The sequence below is a fragment of the Duganella sp. AC917 genome, from assembly GCF_979258245.1.
In genome coordinates this window covers 5168773-5187085 of the sequence record NZ_OZ409848.1, presented here as the reverse complement: position 1 = coordinate 5187085, position 18313 = coordinate 5168773, and the positions used below count along the sequence as shown (strand labels likewise).

17 protein-coding genes are annotated in these 18313 nt (G+C 64.4%); 9 read left to right on the top strand and 8 right to left on the bottom strand.

What is annotated here, in order from left to right; genetic code table 11:
- From hemN to ACZ0BA_RS22625, 3 genes are all read right to left on the bottom strand, one after another.
- Complete coding sequence (gene hemN / locus ACZ0BA_RS22635; RefSeq protein WP_463453414.1) at positions 1 to 1452, bottom strand: oxygen-independent coproporphyrinogen III oxidase; 1452 nt, start codon at positions 1450 to 1452, stop codon at positions 1 to 3.
- A gap of 13 nt (positions 1453 to 1465) precedes the next feature.
- Positions 1466 to 3109 (bottom strand): methyl-accepting chemotaxis protein, encoded by a 1644-nt coding sequence (locus ACZ0BA_RS22630; RefSeq protein WP_463453413.1) that lies wholly within the window; start codon positions 3107 to 3109, stop codon positions 1466 to 1468.
- 146 nt (positions 3110 to 3255) lie between these two features.
- On the bottom strand, positions 3256 to 4194 hold the full coding sequence (locus ACZ0BA_RS22625) for a DUF808 domain-containing protein (RefSeq protein ID WP_463453412.1): 939 nt from the start codon (positions 4192 to 4194) through the stop codon (positions 3256 to 3258).
- Between the two features lie 171 nt (positions 4195 to 4365).
- On the opposite strand from ACZ0BA_RS22625, the gene ACZ0BA_RS22620 reads away from it, so the two are divergent.
- A complete protein-coding gene (locus tag ACZ0BA_RS22620; RefSeq protein WP_463453411.1) occupies positions 4366 to 5007 on the top strand; it encodes a LysE family transporter in 642 nt (213 codons plus the stop codon).
- A gap of 104 nt (positions 5008 to 5111) precedes the next feature.
- Positions 5112 to 7082 carry a DUF6600 domain-containing protein gene (locus ACZ0BA_RS22615; protein ID WP_463453410.1) on the top strand — a complete coding sequence of 657 codons (1971 nt, stop codon included), beginning with the start codon at positions 5112 to 5114 and terminating at the stop codon, positions 7080 to 7082.
- 269 nt (positions 7083 to 7351) lie between these two features.
- Here the strand turns inward: ACZ0BA_RS22615 and ACZ0BA_RS22610 are convergent, their stop codons facing one another.
- Positions 7352 to 7843, bottom strand: a complete 492-nt coding sequence (locus ACZ0BA_RS22610; RefSeq protein WP_463453409.1) for a phage regulatory CII family protein — start codon at positions 7841 to 7843, stop codon at positions 7352 to 7354.
- A gap of 86 nt (positions 7844 to 7929) precedes the next feature.
- Between ACZ0BA_RS22610 and ACZ0BA_RS22605 the strand changes: the two genes are divergently transcribed.
- The 4 genes from ACZ0BA_RS22605 (at position 7930) to ACZ0BA_RS22590 (ending at position 10753) form a co-directional block, all read left to right on the top strand.
- Positions 7930 to 8772, top strand: coding sequence for a hypothetical protein (locus ACZ0BA_RS22605; RefSeq protein WP_463453408.1), 843 nt, complete (start codon positions 7930 to 7932; stop codon positions 8770 to 8772).
- Between the two features lies 1 nt (position 8773).
- Positions 8774 to 9559, top strand: coding sequence for a DUF2491 family protein (locus tag ACZ0BA_RS22600; protein ID WP_463453407.1), 786 nt, complete (start codon positions 8774 to 8776; stop codon positions 9557 to 9559).
- Positions 9560 to 9597: 38 nt separating this feature from the next.
- Positions 9598 to 10389, top strand: a complete 792-nt coding sequence (locus tag ACZ0BA_RS22595) for a hypothetical protein (protein WP_463453406.1) — start codon at positions 9598 to 9600, stop codon at positions 10387 to 10389.
- 88 nt (positions 10390 to 10477) lie between these two features.
- A complete protein-coding gene (locus ACZ0BA_RS22590) occupies positions 10478 to 10753 on the top strand; it encodes a DUF493 family protein (RefSeq protein WP_209721819.1) in 276 nt (91 codons plus the stop codon).
- Here ACZ0BA_RS22590 and gcvA read toward each other — a convergent pair.
- Positions 10746 to 11648 (bottom strand): transcriptional regulator GcvA, encoded by a 903-nt coding sequence (gene gcvA / locus ACZ0BA_RS22585; protein ID WP_463453405.1) that lies wholly within the window; start codon positions 11646 to 11648, stop codon positions 10746 to 10748. The genes ACZ0BA_RS22590 and gcvA overlap by 8 nt on opposite strands.
- A 122-nt stretch (positions 11649 to 11770) precedes the next feature.
- Here gcvA and yfcF point away from each other — a divergent pair, with 122 nt between their 5' ends.
- Genes yfcF through lipA form a run of 3 tightly spaced genes read left to right on the top strand, consistent with a single transcriptional unit; the run spans position 11771 to position 14170 of the window.
- The gene (gene yfcF / locus ACZ0BA_RS22580) at positions 11771 to 12394 is read left to right on the top strand and encodes a glutathione transferase (RefSeq protein WP_463453404.1); all 624 of its coding nucleotides are present in this window, start codon (positions 11771 to 11773) and stop codon (positions 12392 to 12394) included.
- A 41-nt stretch (positions 12395 to 12435) separates the two neighbouring features.
- A complete protein-coding gene (gene lipB / locus ACZ0BA_RS22575; RefSeq protein WP_463453403.1) occupies positions 12436 to 13122 on the top strand; it encodes a lipoyl(octanoyl) transferase LipB in 687 nt (228 codons plus the stop codon).
- Between the two features lie 55 nt (positions 13123 to 13177).
- Positions 13178 to 14170: a lipoyl synthase gene (gene lipA / locus ACZ0BA_RS22570; RefSeq protein WP_463453402.1), complete on the top strand. Its 993-nt coding sequence runs from the start codon at positions 13178 to 13180 to the stop codon at positions 14168 to 14170.
- A gap of 38 nt (positions 14171 to 14208) precedes the next feature.
- Here lipA and ACZ0BA_RS22565 read toward each other — a convergent pair whose 3' ends face one another.
- The 3 genes from ACZ0BA_RS22565 to asnB form a co-directional block, all read right to left on the bottom strand.
- Positions 14209 to 15069 (bottom strand): REP-associated tyrosine transposase, encoded by an 861-nt coding sequence (locus ACZ0BA_RS22565; protein WP_463453401.1) that lies wholly within the window; start codon positions 15067 to 15069, stop codon positions 14209 to 14211.
- Positions 15070 to 15187: 118 nt separating this feature from the next.
- A complete protein-coding gene (locus tag ACZ0BA_RS22560; protein WP_463453400.1) occupies positions 15188 to 16348 on the bottom strand; it encodes a glycosyltransferase family 4 protein in 1161 nt (386 codons plus the stop codon).
- 15 nt (positions 16349 to 16363) lie between these two features.
- On the bottom strand, positions 16364 to 18256 hold the full coding sequence (asnB, locus tag ACZ0BA_RS22555) for an asparagine synthase (glutamine-hydrolyzing) (protein WP_463453399.1): 1893 nt from the start codon (positions 18254 to 18256) through the stop codon (positions 16364 to 16366).
- Positions 18257 to 18313 lie beyond the last annotated feature (57 nt).

Here is an 18313-nt window from a genome sequence, read left to right as displayed (position 1 = left end):
TCAGATGGTCTTGGAATAACGCAGCGGCTGCGCCGTGTAGGCGCGCGCCAGGGTCAGATAGCGGTCGAACACCATGCAGATATTGCGGATCAGCAGGCGCCCTTTGGCGGTGACGGTGATCCAGTGCGCGTCGATGATGAGCAGGCCGTCGTCCTCGAAGGCTTTGAGTTTTTCCAGCTCGGCCGCGAAGTACAGCGGGAACTGGATCGGATAGGCCTGCTCCAGCGACGAGATCGACAATTCGAAATTGCACATCAGCTTTTGGATGACGATGCGGCGCAGCAGGTCGTCGGTGTCGAGCTTGATGCCGCGCGTGACCGGCAGCACGCCGCTGTCGAGCTTTTCGTAGTAGGCGTCAAGCGTCTTCTCGTTCTGGCTGTAGGTGGCGCCGACCGCGCTGATGGCCGACACGCCGCAGGCGATCAGATCGGTTTCGGCGCGGGTCGAATAGCCCTGAAAGTTGCGCTGCAAGCGGCCTTGGCGCTGGGCCACGGCCAGTTCGTCGTCCGGCTTGGCGAAGTGGTCCATGCCGATGTAGACGTAACCGGCCGCGCACAGGCGGGCGATGCACAAGGCCAGCAGCTCGAGCTTGACGGCCGCGCCGGGCAGGTCGGCGTCGAGGATGCGGCGCTGCGGTTTAAATAAATGCGGCAAGTGCGCATAGTTGTACAGCGCGATGCGGTCCGGGCTGGCGGCGATCACCTTGGCCAGCGTTTGCTCCATGCTGGCGACGGACTGCTTCGGCAGGCCATAGATCAGGTCGATGCTGACCGAGCGGAAGCCGGCGTCGCGCGCGGCGTCGATGACGGCGCGGGTCTCAGCCTCGGGCTGGATGCGGTTGACGGCTTTTTGCACGTCGGCGTCGAAATCCTGCACGCCCAGGCTGATGCGGTTGAAGCCCTGCGCCCGCAGGCTGTGCACGCGCTCGACGCTGACGGTGCGCGGATCGATCTCGATCGAGTATTCGCCCAGCGCGTCCGGCGCGAAATTGAAGTTGGCGCGCAGGTGCGCCATCAGGTCGCCCATCTGGCGGTCGCTCAGGTAGGTTGGCGTGCCGCCGCCGAAGTGCAATTGCTCGAGCTGGCCAATGCCGGCGAACAGGCGTCCCTGCATGTCGAGCTCCTGCTTCAGGTAGCCGAGGTAGGTGGCGGCCTTGCCGTGGTCCTTGGTGACGATCTTGTTGCAGCCGCAGTAGTAGCAGACCGTGTCGCAGAACGGAATGTGGATGTACAGCGACAACGGACGCTGGCTGCGGCGCAGGCGCAGGCCGGCCACCGCCTCGAGGAACTGGCCGTAGCCGAATTCGGGATTGAAACGGTCGGCGGTCGGGTACGAGGTGTAGCGCGGCCCGGACTGGCTCAGTTTGCCGATGATGGCGGCGTCGAATTCGACGGCGGGAAAGGCGGCGCCGATGCCGGCGTGGCTGGGGCCGGGAATGGAAGTGGTCTGCATGGTGCGGTCGTCCTCAAGCGGCCAGGCGCGGGGCCGCTGGCGACTTGCGGGCCGGCGGGATCGACTTCGCGCTTGGCCGGACCGGGACGACGCGGCCGAACTTGAACAGGCTGACCGCTTGGGTCAGGCCGCCCGCCTCCAGCGCCAGGCTGGCGGTGGCGGCGGCCGCTTCTTCGACCAGCGCGGCGTTTTGCTGCGTGACCTGGTCCATGTGGGCGATGGCCGAGTTGACCTGGTCGACGCCGATGCTCTGCTCGCGCGAGGCGACCGAGATCTCCTCCATGATGGCCGTCACCTGCCGCACCGAGGCGACCACTTCCTTCATGGTGGCGCCGGCGCGGTCGACCTGCAGCATGCCCGCGCTGACCTTGCCCACGGACACGTCGATCAGGTTCTTGATGTCCTTGGCGGCGGTGGCGCTGCGCTGGGCCAGGTTGCGCACCTCGCCGGCGACGACAGCAAAGCCGCGTCCCTGCTCGCCGGCCCGGGCCGCCTCGACGGCGGCGTTGAGCGCCAGGATGTTGGTCTGGAAGGCGATGCCTTCGATCAGGCCGATAATGTCGACGATCTTGCGCGAGGATGTGTTGATCTCGTCCATGGTGGCGATGACGTCGGCGACGATCTCGCCGCCCTGCACCGCCACCGTCGAGGCGCTTTGCGCCAGCGCATTGGCTTGGGCTGAGTTGTCGGCGTTTTGCTTGACGGTCGACGAGAACTGCTCGACGGACGAGGCCGTCTCTTCCAGGCTGGCGGCCTGGGCCTCGGTGCGGCCGGACAGGTCGGCATTGCCGGCGGCGATCTGGCGCGTGGCCACGGCCATCGTCTCGACATTGACCCGGACGTCGCGGATGGTGGCGATCAGGTTGCTGTTCATTTGCTGCAAGGCGCGCAGCAGTTGGCCGACCTCGTCGGTGGCCTCGGTGTCGAAGCTGCCCGACAGGTCGCCGGCGGCGATGGCGCGGGCGCCGTGCAGCGCGCGCTCGAGCGGTTGTAGCACCGACGTGCGCAGTGTGTACCAGAGGAATACGTTGATCAGCAGGCCGACGAAGGTGGCGCCGAAGATGGCGTAGCTGTGGCCGCCGCCACCGCTCATCAGCGCGGCCGCGCAGACGATCACCTGCAATACGTTGACCACGCTGGTGGCCAGCCACACGCGCATCGCCAGCGAGACATGGCTCAGGCGCGCGACCAGGTTGCCGACGCCGGGGCGTATCACCTGGCCGTTCTTGATGCGGATGCCGTGCGATGCTTTGACCAGGATGTCGCGGTAGGCCTGTTCCGCCTTGGCGATCTGTTCTCGCGGAGCCTTGACGCGCACCGACATGTAGCCGATGGTCTTGCCGTTTTCGCGGATCGGCGTGATGTTGGCGCGCACCCAGTAGTGGTCGCCGTTCTTGCAGCGGTTCTTGACCAGGCCGGTCCATGGCGTACCGGACTGGATCGAGGCCCACAGGTCGGCGAACGCCTCGGCCGGCATGTCGGGATGGCGCAGGATGTTTTGCGGTGCGCCCAGCAGTTCGGCTTCGGCGTAACCGCTGATGTGCGTGAAGTAAGGGTTTACATAGGTAATGTTGCCCTTTAAATCAGTTTTGGACACGATGGCCTGGTCGTCCAGGACGTCCACTTCACGATTGGTAACGGGTTGGTTGTTGCGCATCACTTGGCTCCGGCTGAATTGTTGCTCTATCACAATAGATGCATTCAGTGTACGGAGTCGATGCGCAAATTTTATTGATGTAGATCAAAATTCCCCGGATTGCCGCCGGGACGGGTCGGACGGCGCAAGGCGCCGTCACCGAAGCGTCAGGCCGGTTTCTTGAACGAATGCCAAATCTTGCCGCCGATGGTGACCACCACCAGCGCCAGCGCGCCGGCCAGCACGCCGGCCACCGCGTCGATTACGCTTGGGGTGATGAAGCCGAGCACCGGACCCAGCGCCGGGACCGCCGCCGCCACCTCGGTGGCGTGGTGGACGATGTCGTGCGTGCCCGGCGTGCCGTGCACCAGGATGCCGCCGCCGACCATGAACATGGCGGCCGTGCCGACCACCGACAGCAGCTTCATCAGCCGGGGCGCGGCCGCCAACAGCACGCTGCCCAGCGCACGGACGGCGCCGTTGGCGCGCTGGCTCAGGTACAGGCCGGCGTCGTCCATCTTGACGATGGCGGCGACGATGCCGTACACGCCCACCGTCATGATCAGCGCGATGCCGACCACCACCAGCGCCTGCTTGACGAACGGCTCGGCCGCCACCGTGCCCAGCGCGATGACGATGATCTCGGCCGAGAGGATGAAGTCGGTGCGCACCGCACCTTTGATCTTGTCCTTTTCGATGGCCATCATGTCGGCGTTGGGATCGCTGAGCGCGGCGCTCAGTTCCTGCTTGTGCTTGGCGTCCTCGTCCTTGTGCAGGATGCTGTGGGCGATCTTTTCGAAGCCCTCGAAGCACAGATAGAGGCCGCCGATCATCAGCAGCGGCGTGATGGCGCTGGGCAAGAAGGCGCTGATCGCCAGCGCGGCCGGCACCAGGATCGCCTTGTTCTTGAGCGAACCGACCGCCACCGCCCAGACCACCGGCAGTTCGCGGTCGGCGCGTACGCCGGCCACTTGCTGCGCGTTCAGCGCCAGGTCGTCGCCCAGCACGCCGGCGGTTTTCTTGGCCGCCACCTTGCTCATCAGGGCGACGTCGTCGAGGATGGTGGCGATGTCGTCGATCAGCGCGAACAGACTGGAGCCGGCCATCTCAGCGGCTCCCTTGCGGGGTTGTGGTGGTGGTGTGGGTCATGGAGGATCCTGGTAGCGAGCAATATTAAAGCGGCAATATTAACCCAGCACAGGTCGCGGCGGTATGGCTTCACAGCTACAATGTGCGTTGCCTCGCAGCGCCGCTGCGCTCTGAACTATGGAACGAATATGAGTTTTGCCACCTGGATGGGATTTTTCATCGCCGCCTGCATCATTGCCGTGTCGCCGGGCTCGGGCGCGGTGTTGTCGATGTCGCACGGCTTGTCGTACGGCGTGCGCCGAGCCAGCAGCACGATTTTCGGCCTGCAAACCGGCCTGCTACTGGTGTTTTTCATCGCCGGCGCCGGGGTCGGCTCGCTGTTGCTGGCGTCGGAGCTGGCGTTCAATGTCGTCAAAACCGTCGGCGCGCTGTACCTGATCTACCTGGGCCTGAGCCAGTGGCGCGCCAAGGTCTCCATCGGCGAGCAGAAAACCCACGCGGAAGTGGTCGTGCCGTCGGTGCGCAGGCGCTTTTTGACCGGTTTCCTGACCAACGCGACCAATCCCAAAGGTATTATTTTCATGGTGGCGGTGCTGCCGCAGTTTATCAATCAGCACTCGCCGCTGCTGCCGCAATTGCTGATCCTGGCCGCGACCATGTGCACCATCGATCTGGTGGTGATGCACAGCTACGCCTATCTGGCGTCGTCGATGCAGCGCTTTTTCCGCGACGCCAAGGCCGTCAAGAAGCAGAATCGGGTGTTCGGCGGCTTGCTGATGGGCGTGGGCGCGGCGCTGTTCTTCGTCAAGCGGGGCGGCGCCAGCACCTGAGGTACCACCGCCTGAGGTATCATTTACTTTGCAATGATTTGTAACCCCGGTAGTCGAATCGCGGCCTGCGGCGTTATAGGTGGAGTAAATAGAGGAGCGCTGCCATGAGCCGCAAGATCATCCCGTCCGTCGTGCTGGCCGCCTTGGCCAGCTTCAGTTCCCTTGCATTGGCCGATCCACCCGCTGTGGTGGGGCGGATTTCGGCCGTGCAAGGCCAGGTGACGCTGGTGGGCAACGACCCCGAGGGCGAGAGCGAACCGGTCGCCGCCTCGCTGAACTGGCCCGTCACGGGCGCCAACCATATCAATACCGCCAGCGGCGCGCGCACCGAATTCCGGGTCGGCTCGACGGCGGTGCGGCTGGACGGCGATTCCGATCTTGAAATCATCGGCATGGACGAGGATTTGCTGCGGCTGCGTCTCAACTACGGCAGTGTCAGCATCCGCGTGCGCAGCCCGGAGTTGCTGCGCGACTTCGAGCTGACCACGCCGCAGGCCCGCGTCACGATGCTCGAGCCGGGCTTGCTGCGGGTCGATGCCGAGCGCGTGGCCGACACCAGCCAAATCAGCGTGCTGGGCGGCAGCGCCCGGGTCGAGGGTTCCGGTTCGTCGGTGGTGGTGAGCAACGGCCGCCAGGTCGACATCAGCGGCGACGACGTGCGCACCGGCATTGCCCGGCGCGACGGTTTCGATGTCTGGGCCGACGAGCGCGACCGGCAGTCGGAGGCCGTGGTGTCCACCCGTTATGTGTCCACCGGCATCACCGGCTACGAGGAGCTGGACCGCAACGGCAGTTGGACCGAGAGCGCCGAATACGGCCCGCTGTGGGCGCCGCGCAATGTCGCGGTCGACTGGGCGCCCTACCGCGACGGCCGCTGGACCTGGCTGGCGCCGTGGGGCTGGACCTGGGTCGACAACGCGCCGTGGGGCTATGCGCCGTCGCACTACGGGCGCTGGGTGACGGTCAACCGCCGCTGGTTCTGGGCGCCGGGCCGTCCGGCCGGGCGTCCGGTGTGGGCGCCGGCGCTGGTCGGCTGGGTCGGCGGCGACGGTTTTGCGCATCAACGCGGTCCCGGCCTGGGCTGGTTCCCGCTGTCCCCGCGCGAACGCTACGTGCCGAACTACCGGGTCTCGAACAATTACGAAAACCGCATGACATGGCAGCACAACGGCAAGCCGTTCCGGCCACGGACGGACCGGCCGGAGCGCCGCGACGGCGTGACGATGTTGCCGCGCGATCAATTCGAGGGACGCCATACGGTGCCGGTCAATCGCGGCGGCGTGGTGATTCCGCCGGCCAACCTGGTCAAGAACGCGGTGACGGTGACGCCGCCGCCGCCGGGCCAGAACACGCGGGTGGTCGACCCCAACCGGCGGGCCTGGCCGGACCGCGATGGCGACGGCCGGCCGGACAGGTTCGGCCGCAACGAGCGGAACGAGCGCGACGACCGTTTCCAGCGCAACAACGGCCAGCAGCCGGGGCGGGTGATCACCGCGCCGTCGCAGCCGCAGGCGCAGCCACAAGTGCAGATCGGCCAGGGTCCGGGACGTCCGCAGACCACCACCACGCTCGCACCCGGGCAGTTCGGCACGCCGAATGCGCCGGCGCAGACGATCAACCCCAACGATGTGGCGCTCGAGCTGCGGCCGGGTTACCGTCCGCGCACGCCGAACGGGGTGCCGCAACAGGGCGTGATGCCGGCGCCGGTGTTGCACGTCAATCCGAACCGCGACCGTTTCAACCGCGACGACGACAACGGCCGCCGGCCATCGCGTCAGCGCGACGAGATGCGGGAGGCGCGTGAGCAGCAGCGTCCGGCGTTCCAGCCGCAGCCGCAACCGCAGCAACCTCAGCCGCAGCCGCATCAGGTCCAGGTGCAACCGCAGCGACCACCGCAGCCGCAGCCGCAGCAGTTCCAGCCGCCGCCGCGTCCGTCTCCACCGCCGCAGGTGAGCCAGCCGCAGCCGCAGCCAGCCCAGCCGCAAGCGCAACCGCGCCGCGAACCGCCGCAACGTAACGAGGGGCAAAACCAGGGGCGCAACAACGGCAACCGGCCTACGCACAACATGCAGTAAGCGACGGTTCATACCGGGAAATAGCAGTTCAGGCAGCAAAAAATGCAGTTCGTCACAATCGGCTGGAAGTGGTCCACCGCTTTGCATACAGTAGCAACATTGCAAAACGGTGGCAGCGCGAGAACAAGGACGGCAACGTCCGCCGCCCAGGGCCGTCGGGACCGCATCCATTTGCCCTGCTATTTTCTGGTAATTCCCGAGAGAGAATAGTCTTCGCCAGCCTTCGGGCTGGCTTTTTTTTGCCTGTAGATCCTGGCGTTGCTGCTGGTTTAGCCCGGGTTGCGGGCGGCTTTTTGGCGCAGCCGCGCGCGCCATTCGCCCAGCGCCGACAGCGCACCCTGGAATTCGCGTTCGATCAGATCGGCTTCGGCGGCCGTGACCTTGCCGTCCATTAGCGCAGTCGAGACCGCTTCAGCCACCGATCCCACCTGGCTCATCACTTTGCACACCGTTTGCGAGAGGTCATCGTCGCCAATGTTGTCGGGCAGCGGGACGACGAACGCGGCCATGCCGTGGCGCGTCAGCAGCGCATGCAGCGGCAGATGCGCTTCGGCCACGCCGGCACGGTGGCACAGGTCGACCACCGCCGACACTTCCTCGAACGACGGATAGTGCGAGGCGATCGTCGGCGCCAGCTTGTTGCGCAGCACGTTGACCGAGATCCCCATCGCTTGTGCGAGCGCGTCGATGCCGCCGGGATAGCTGCGCGCGACCTTGTAGAGCGCGTCGTGTTGGTTCATGTCCAGGTATTTGCGAGTCATGGTGAATCGTGCCTTTTATTACCGATGCATCCGCCGAGATCGGGCGCTATGCTGCTTTTTATTCAACTTGTTTGTGAAAAGACATAATGAAGCCCTTTCAATCCGCGCTGTTGCTGAGCTTTTGTATCGCACTGGGCGCCAGTTCCCCCGCCCGAGCCGAGGCCAGCCCTTATTTTGGCACATCGTCATCATACAAAAGTGGATTTTCTTCACAAAATGGCAACGCCGCGAGGAACCGGCCGTCGGCCCCGCCGGCCAACCGCCAGAGCGGCCCCGGCGCGTTCGGCAAGGCGCCCGGCTCACCGGCGTCCGCCTATCCGCGCAACCGTTCGGGGAACGCATCGGCGGCGTCGCGCGACCTCGACCGCAGCGCCGCGCAAGCCCGGGCGTTGAAGACGCTGGAGGCGCGCCGGGCCGCCGAGCGCGCGCCGGCGCCATTGCCGCCGCTGAACGATACGCCGCTCAGGCCCGCCCAGCCCTCGCAGCCGGTCCAGCCCACCAGGCCGGATGCGATTGCCGCCCGCAACTCCGGCACCATGCCGCCCGGCTATCCGCAGCAGGTCGTGGTGCGGCAGCCGTCCGGCGGGAGCGGTCTGATGCACGGGGTGCTGGGTTTCATGCTGGGCCGCGCGATGAGCCAGGCGAACCAGCCGGTCGCTTACCCGACCACGGCCGGCAGCGCGCCACCGCCGGCGCCGGCCATCAACCAGTCCGGCCAGATCACCGGCATGCCCGGTCTTGGCGATGCGCCGACCGTCAATGCGCGCACGCCTGCGCCGCCTCAACCATCGTTCGGCGCGAGCGTACTACGCTGGTTCGCTTGGCTGGGCCTGTTGAGCGGGATCGCTTGGGCGGCTGTGTTCGCGGTGCGCAAGGTGCGCGGGCTGCGCGCGGCCAGACAGCCCCATTATTCATTCGAGAGGAATTGAGATGAGCTGGACGGACGCTTATAACTACTTGCGCAACGGCGTGGCCAAACTGAGCGGCGCCGACGCGCCCCGCACGGATCAGAACTTGCCGCTGGGCGCACGCATCGGCAGCCTGGTGCGGCTGCAACAGTCGCCGCTGCTGGGCGCGCTTGCCAACGGTTCGCTGATTGGCGTACCGGACGCCGACGACAACCGCATCGTCGCCGTCTCGCAAATCCGTCTCAAGCAGACGGGCGGCCTTTACCGCTACTACCTGGACACGGGCGATGTGAGCGAGAAGGAAAAGTTTTTACAGGTGTACCAGAACGCCGAAGGCAAGGTGGCCGAGGTGATGTATTGCACCCAACTGGCGCGCGTGATTCCCGAGACCGTGGAAGACCAGGAGGCCTACATGGGCCTGGCCAACGCCGGCCTGGGCGATCGCAGCTACACCTTGTGGCGGGCGCAGTTGGACGACATCGGGCTGGACGAATCCGATCTGGACCTGGTGTTCGGCGCCGACGAAGGCGTCGATTACTGGCGCGACGCCGGCAGCGACGACGAGGAATTCATCACGCCGTTCTCCGGCACCGAAACCCGCATCGACAACCCGAGCGGCAGCCTCGGCTTGCGCCAGGAAATGTACTTCATGCCGTATGTGCGCGAACTGCGCAACGGCGGCAACGAATATCTGCTGATCACGACTGAAATCCTCAGCAGCGTGAACGGCGACGCATCGAAACGCGGGATCCATGTGGACTTTGTCATTGGCATCCCGGTGGAGCAGGAACGCATCGTTATCCAATGATGCGCATTTTTAACGTCATTTCTAGAAGGAAGACCGACATGAGCAACTCGAATGGCTGGGGTTTGACCGCGCGCCTGATCTCCAAACACTTTGGCGCCTTGGGGGACCGCGTGTCCGAAGCGATCGCCAATTTTGATCCGGAAACGGCGACCGAGGCCGACCGCGACCGTCTGGCCGACAGCCTGCGCACCACCGCGCAAAAGCTGGCCGCCGCGCGCGCCTCCTTCGATAAGGAGGCGGCCGACGTGGTCAAGCTGCGCCAGCTGATCGCCACCGACGAGCAAGCCGCCGGCACCCTGGCCGACCGCTTGGCCTCCGGCAAGATCTCGGAGGCAACGATCACCTTGTTCTGCGACGAGCTGGAGGCGAACAAGCAGCGCATGCCGCAGGAATTGCAGGAAGAGGCAGACGCGCGCCAGTACATGGACGAGCTGCAAACCATCGTCGACGCGCTGTCGAAGCAGCTGGCCGAGTTCGATTCTGCGGCGAAAAAGGCGCTGCAGGCGCTGGCCGGCGCGCGCGCCCAGCAGGATTTGCAGCAGCTGCGCGCCGAGCGCCAGGCCCAGCTGGCCGGCCTGTCCGGCATGCGCGGCAATTCCAGCGCCCTGAACGCGCTGACCCGCCGCGCACAGGCCATCAACAACGAGGCGGCCGGCCTGAAGATCGTCACCGATATCGGCCAGCGTCCGTACCAGCAGGCGGCCGAGCTCGAAGCGATCCGCAAATCGGTGAGCCAGCCCGGCCTGGGCAACGAGTCGGCGCTGGCCAGGCTGCAACGGCTGTCGGGCCAGGGCGCCGCGCCGGCCGCGCTGGCGCTGGGCAAATCGTAAGCCACGCGGCGTTTTCGGTGAATTCGCTACAATAGAGGCCGGCGGCGTCGCGTTGATGCCGCCGGTTTTATTTTTGATTGGAATGAATATGCAAGCGATCCCGCCGTCAGAGTCCCTCATCGAATACCCGAGCGACTTCCCGATCAAGGTGATGGGGCCGACTCATATCGATTTCGCCCCGACCATCGTGCTGGTTGTGCAAAAGCACGACCCGGATTTCCACGAAGGCAAAATGGAAGTGCGGCCGTCGGCCAAGGGCAACTACACCGGCCTGACCGTGACCGTACGCGCCGTCAGCCGCGAACAGCTCGACGCGCTGTATTCCGAACTCTCGGCCCATCCGATGGTCAAAATCGTCATGTAAGTTGCTGGCGCTGGAAGACGGCTATCTCTTCCAGCAACCAGTTGCGAAACGCCACCACCTGCGGCCTGCCGGCTGAGGCGGCCGGCGCGACGAAGTAGTATTCATCCGGGCACGGCGTGGCGATGTCGAACAGCCGCACCAGCTGCCCGGAGGCGATTTCCTGCATCGCCACCACATGGCGCACCAGCGCGACGCCGTTGCCGTCGGCCGCCGAGCGTATCAGCATCGACAAATCCTCGAACATCACGCCACCCGAAGGCTCGGCCATGTCCACGCCCGCCGCGCGCAGCCACGGCGACCAGGGCTCGACCGAACGCAACATTATTTGCTGGGGCAGGTGCTGCGGCGTTGCGGGCAGAGCACCTTCGCGATAGTGGGGACTCACTACAGGATAGTAGACGTCGCCCATCAGCCGCTCCACCACCATGCCGGGATAGTTGCCCCGGCCGAAACGGATGCCGACATCGATACCGTCGCGCGCCAGATCCTGCAGTTGCCCGCTCGATTGCAGCACTACCTCTATATCAGGATGCAAGTCGATGAATCGGCCCAGCCGGGGCGCCAACCAGCGCGCCGCGAACGACGGAATCGACGTCACCGTCAGCCGCTGGTTGACGCTGGCCGCCCGCATCGCATCGGCCGCGACGGCGATATCGGCAAAGGATTTGCCTAAAAACTGGGCAAATTTGAGCGCATCGCTGGTTATTTTCACCTGTCGGCCACGACGCACGAACAGCGGCCGGCCCAATTCCTCTTCCAGCGCCCTCACCTGATGGCTGATCGCCCCATGCGTCAGATGCAACTCTTCCGCCGCCCGCGAGAAGTTCTCGTGCCGGGCCGCCGCCTCGAAGGCGCGCAAAGCGGAAAAATTGGGCAGGCGGCGGCTGGCGCTCATCAGGTCGGCATGCTGTGGATAACTATGTGAATAAAATTAGCAAGAATTACGAAAATATAGCGTTATACAGGCACTACGGCAAGGTCTAACATGTGAATAAATCTACCCAAGCCGGAGCCGCCATGTCGTTTATCCTGTACGCCGATAGCCTGTTCACCAGCCCTTATGCCCTGTCCGCCTTTGTGGCGCTGACCGAAAAAGGCGTCCCGTTTACGTTGAAAACCGTGGATCTGGCGGCCGGCCATCAAAAACGCGGCGACTACGCTGACCGTGCTTTCACCGCCCGGGTGCCGGCGCTGGTGGAGGGCGATTTCGTGCTGACGGAGTCGAGCGCGATCACGGAGTACCTGGACGAGAGTTTTCCGGCGCCTGAATATCTGGCGCTGTATCCGAAGGAGCGGCGCCAGCGCGCCCGGGCGCGGCAGGTTCAGGCATGGCTGCGCAGCGATCTGTTGCCGGTGCGGGTCGAACGCGACACGGAAACTGTGTTTTTCGGCAAGGCGAGCGCGCCGCTGACGGAGGCTGGCCGCGCCGCCGCCAACAAGCTGATTCACGTCGCCGATCAGCTGGTGCAGGGTCCGAATCTGTTTAGCGAATGGTCGATCGTCGATGTCGATTTGACCATGATGCTGAACCGCTTGATCCTCAACGGCGACGCGGTGCCGCAAAAATTGAAGGACTACGCCGCCGCCCAATGGCAACGGCCGTCGATCCAGCAGTGGCTGGCGCGCCATCAGCCGGGATAAGGCCTTCAGCCCCGTTAGGCAGCCTGATTTATAATGGCGGCATGACGTCCTCTACCCACACCGAGCCGGCGCTGATCCGCCACCTCGGTCTTGCCGACTACGACAGCACCTTCGCCGCGATGCGCGCTTTCACCGACGCGCGCACGCCGGACACCCGCGACGAACTGTGGATCGTCGAGCATCCGCCCGTGTTCACGCTGGGCCTGGGCGCCGACCGTGGCCACCTGCTGGCCGGGGCCGCCGCCATTCCGGTGGTGCAGACCGACCGTGGCGGCGAAGTGACTTACCACGGCCCCGGCCAGGTGGTGATTTACCTGCTGATCGACCTGCGCCGCAACAAGCCCGGCGGCAAGCTGTACGCCCGCCAGTTCGTCCATAAAATCGAGCAGGCGATCATCAATGTATTAGGGGCGTATAATCTCATCGGTGAGCGCGTTGAAGGCGCGCCGGGCATTTATATGGCCGGCGGACCGAAGCAAGGCGCCAAAATCGCCGCGCTCGGCTTGAAAGTACGCGGCAACGGTTGCACCTACCATGGGCTGTCGCTGAATGTGGCGATGGATTTGGCCCCGTTTTCCTGGATTAATCCTTGCGGCTACGCCGGGCTGGAAACAGTCGATATGCGGTCCGTCGGCGCCCGGGCGCAATTGTCGGACGTGCAACATCAACTGGCCGACGAACTGATACGCGTCCTGGCGCTGGTAGAACCAGCAACAGACGCAACGTAAGCAACACGCGCAACACACGAACAACCAAACTATGCCCGCGAGGGCACGCAGCCAAATGACCACTGAGACCACCTCCAGCATTGCCCCCGCTTACAACCCGAGCGAAAAGCAAAAAGGCGCCAGCAAGACCGCGCGCATCCCGATCAAGATTGTGCCGATCGAGCAAGTTGAGCGTCTGAAGAAGCCGGAGTGGATCCGCGTCAAGGCCGCGTCGGCCTCGACCCGTTTCTACGAGATCAAGGACATCCTGCGCGAGAACAAGCTGGTCACCGTCTGCGAAGAAGCGAGCTGCCCGAACATCGGCGAATGCTTCGGCAAGGGCACGGCCACCTTCATGATCATGGGCGACAAGTGTACCCGCCGCTGCCCGTTCTGCGACGTTGGCCACGGCCGTCCCGATCCGCTCGATAAGGAAGAGCCGGGCAACCTGTCGCGCACCATCGCCGAGCTGCGCCTGAGCTACGTGGTCATCACCTCGGTCGACCGCGACGACTTGCGCGACGGCGGCGCCGGCCACTTCGTCGAGTGCATTCAGAACACCCGCGCGCTGTCGCCGAAGACCCAGATCGAAGTGCTGGTGCCTGACTTCCGCGGCCGCCTGCAAAAGGCGCTGGACATCTTCAAGGACGGCCTGCCGGACGTGATGAACCACAACCTGGAAACGGTGCCGCGCCTGTACAAGGAAGCGCGTCCGGGTTCGGACTACATGCACTCGCTGCAGCTGCTCAAGGAATTCAAGGACCTGTATCCGCAAGTCAAAACCAAGTCGGGCATCATGGTCGGCCTGGGCGAGACCGACGACGAAATCCTGCAGGTGATGCGCGACATGCGCGAGCACAACATCGACATGCTGACCATCGGCCAGTACCTGGCGCCGTCGAACAGCCACCTGCCGGTGCGTCGCTACGTGCACCCGGACGTGTTCAAGATGTTCGAGGAAGAAGCGTACAAGATGGGCTTCAAGCACGCGGCCGTCGGCGCCATGGTGCGCAGCTCGTACCACGCGGACGAACAGGCGCATAACGTGTTGGCTGCCGTCAACGAGTAATCACAAGCGGGGGTCAAGTCTGTCATTCGGACACGGCCTCATGCTTTGGACGTGCTATGCCCAGCTTTTTCGAGCGCAGCAACAGCGCGGCTCACCGTTTTCACCGATACCTGAAAATGTGAGGCTATTTCACTCATTGTGTATACGGTAGAGTGGTAGGACTCAGCCATCGCTACTTCGCGCGGGAAGAATTTCGCTGCGTAGTCTTCAAGTCGCAGGGCGGTCGCTCGCCGCTGCGCTCTTGCAACCTCACCCGATGTCTCGGACGGCGCTGCGCTTCGGTGTTGTGCGATGAATTCGTCGTCCCCCAAAATGCACTGGTATGTCACTTGTTCAAGCGGACTCTCGGCGCCGACTCCTGACACTAGGAAAGCTAAATAAGCTTGTCTTGCCGATGCCAGATCGGCCCCAAAGGAATCCAATAGCAAGTTTGTGCTCATCCAGGATGGCGACGGGCGTTTCCCCAGCATAAACTCGAGACTGCTCCATTCCCAGTCTCCCAATTTCGCGACGATGCCCGCTCGAATCGGGTTCAGGACGATATAGCGGGCCAGCTCAAGCAGGTAGCTTTCTTTCTGCACCAATATCGCATGGTACCTGCCCTGTAACACGTGGCCGACCAAGTTGTGGCGGCGGTTGTAGTAGCGGGAATAGACACTGTTCAGTTGCCGCATACCCTGTCCAAGATTGCCGTCGGGCGTTTCTATCAGCAAGTGATAGTGATTTGTCATCTGGCAATAGGCGTGGATCACGAAGTGGAAGCGGTCGCACATGCGCGCAGTTTCTTCGAGCCAGACGAGACGGTCTTGCCGATCGCAGAAAACCTTCTCGCGTCGGTTGCCTCGGCAAGTGACATGATAGAGTGCGCCGGGAAATTCAAGTCTCAGTGGCCTGGCCATTTCGGTCTCCTGGCGGGTTCTTGGGGAAATGCGCTTGATGCGGATCAGTCTTTGATCGGATTTGTTCGCGGAAAAGGCCGAGCACGTGTCCGAATGACAGACTTGACCCCGAAGATGTTCAAACCCGCCCGGGCCTGATCTCGCCGGCATCGGGCGCCTCCGCCAGAATCTCGCCATACAGCGCCACCAGTTTGGCGCCTTCCCCATCCCACCGATATTTGCTTTCGGCCGCGCGCCGGCCGTTGCGGCCCATTTCGTCGGCCACGTCCGGATGCATCAGCAGGAAGTTGATTGCCTTGGCGATCGCGTTCGGGTTTTCGGGATCGACGCAGATGCCGCACTCGGCGTCTTCGACGATGCCGCGCCATAACGGAAAGTCCGAGGCGATCACCGGCACGCCAGCCGACATGTATTCGAACAGCTTGATCGGCAACGCATTGACGAAGTTCGGCTCCGGCCTTAACGTCACCAGGCCGCACAGGCTGCGCGCCATGATCTCCCCCACTTGCTGCCGGTCGACGAAGCCGCATTCCTCGACCTGCGACCAGCCGCGATAAGCCCTGAGCTCCCCGCGCAGTGCGGGCGTGTCGAACGCGCCGGCCAGCAGCAGTTTGACGGGCACCATCTCCAGCGCCTGGACGATGTACCGGATGCCGCGCATTTCGTTGATCGCGCCGACGTAGCAGACGCTGTCGCGCGGGGCCGCCGTCAACACCGTTGCGCTCGCGCCTGCAAGCTCGTTGATGGCGGGATAGTTGTGGATCACCGCCACCCGCGCGGCGCTTTTGTCGAACAGCGCGCCGATGTACGGCGTGGCCGCGACCATCGCCGCGAAGCGCCGCGCCGCGAAGTGCTCGACGCCGCGCGCGACCGATCCGATGGCATGGCGCAGCAGCGCCGGTATCCATTGCTTCGAGTGGATGTCGGCGCGCAGGTCCTCATGCAGGTCGTAGATGACCTTGCGGCCCTGCCAGCTGAGCAGCAAGCCGTAGGGAATCAGCTCGGGATCGTGGAAGTGATAGACGTCGGCGTCCAGCGCCTTGGCGGTGCGGTAACAGCGCCACGTCTGCGCGACCATGCGTAGCAACCGTCCGCCGCCCAATGCGGCGAGCGCATGGATGGTGACGCCGGCGCCGGCCGCCTCGGCGATCTGCGCCTCAGTCGCGCCGATGACCAGATGCACGTCGAACCCCGCCTGCGCCAGCGAGACGCATTGCTTGCGATAGATGCGGATGTCGAGGCCGGGATGCACCGACGAAAAATGGCAGACTTTCTTCATGGCACGGCTCCGTTGCTAAGCGGCCATCCTTGCGGCGCCGGTCTGACGGCGGGGCACGCGTGTCGGATCGACCAGCCAAGCCAGCAGCAGCGCTTCGTCGAGCAGGTCGGGGTCTTGCGACAGAGATTCATCCGACAGCAGCGCGTCGAGCTGCGCGCCGCTTTTGAGCGGGCCCTGCAGCGCCGTCGCGTGGTCGAAGATGGCGCCGCGCAGCGCCGCACCGATGCCTTGCGTGATCCAGTTCTGCGTGACGTCGAAGCCGCGCTTTTTGCGGTTGAGCCGCACCGCATCGGGCACCAGGCCCTTGGCCGCATGGCGCAACATCCATTTGCCGTAGCCGTTGGCGATCTTCATCCGCGTCGGCAGCGCCAGCGCGAATTCGATCAACCGGTAGTCCATGAACGGCAGCCGCGTCTCGATGCCGTAACCCATGGAATTGCGGTCCTCGTAGCGCAGCAATGTTGGCAGGCTCCATTGCTGGATATCCTCGATCTGCCGGTCCGGCAGCGATATGCCCGCTTGGCCCCACAGGTTGTGCGCGCCGGCCTCCCAGTCGAGCAGCCGGAACGCCGGCGCCTTGCTCTTGCTGCCCTGGTAGCGGTTGAGGTTTTGCCAGTACATGCGCGCCTGTCCGGCCTCGTGCGCGAGCATCAGAGCCAGCGAATACATCAGCCGCAACGCGCCCTTCGGCTCGCGTCGGTGCAGCGCTTCGCGCAGCGCGATGACGATGAATTTGCGGTAGCCGGCGAAGATCTCGTCGCTGCCCTGGCCGCCCAGCAGCACCTTGAAGCCGGCGTGGCTGACCTTGCGGAACACGGCGTTCTGCGCGATCGGGCTCAGGCCTGAAAACGGCGCTTCCTGGAAGGCCATGGTTTGTTCCAGCACCTCGTACAAATCCCAGCCGCTATAGCGCGGCCACACGTAGGTGACGTCGATGCCGGCCGCTTTGGCCAGCGATTGCGTGCCGGGGCCTTCTGATGCCGGCTCGGACGGCGAGCCGAACGAGAACGCGTGCGTGCGCGCGCCGTGCCGCAACATCATGCAGGCGATCGACGCCGAATCGAGCCCGGCGCTCAACGATACGGCCACCGGCACATCGCTGCGCAGGCGCAGCTGGACGGCGCTGTCGAACAGCTGGCGGCACGCGTCGAGCAGATCGTCGTCGCCGCTGTGCGCCATCGCCCCGCGTCGCCGCGCCACGGCGTCGCGCAGCGAATACCAGCGCCCTTCCGTGATGCCGATACGCTCGGGCGACAACTGGAGTTTGATCCAGCATCCGGCGGCAACCGCGTGCACGTTTTTGTAGGGCGAACCGGATTGCGCGGTTTCATAGGCCTTGTAGCGCACGCCGCGCGCGCAGTAGTCGGTGTCGATGTCGGCGCCGACCACGCTGGCGACGCCGGCGACCGACGAGCCGAAGGTGATGTCGCCATTCGGACAGCGCCCCCACAGCAGCGGCTTGACGCCGAAGCGGTCGCGCACCAGCCAGAGCTCGCCGGTCTTTTCATTCAATGCGGCAAAGGCGAACATGCCGTTGAGGCGCTGCAACGCATCCAGGCCCCACAGCGCCCATGCGCGCAGCAGGACTTCGGTGTCGCTGCCGCCGTTGAATGCCTGTCCGGTGGCTTGCAGCGATTGGCGGATTTCGCGGTAATTGTAGAGTTCGCCGTTGTAGACGATGGACCAGCCCGACTCCGCATCGACCATTGGCTGCGCACCCAGCGCCGACAATTCGATCACCGCGAGCCGGCTGTGGGCCAACGTGACGGCGTGGCCGCGACAAGCCGTCCGCCTGGTGCCGCGCGCGTCCGGTCCGCGTCCGTCGATGTAACGAAAGGCGGCCGGGAGCGCGACGGAGGTGTCGCATTGCGGCGCGCCGATATTGATCATGCCCCATATTCCGCACATTTTTTTGTTCTCGCGATCGATGAAAGTGGCGTTGATCGTAGCTGAACAAAAAGACAA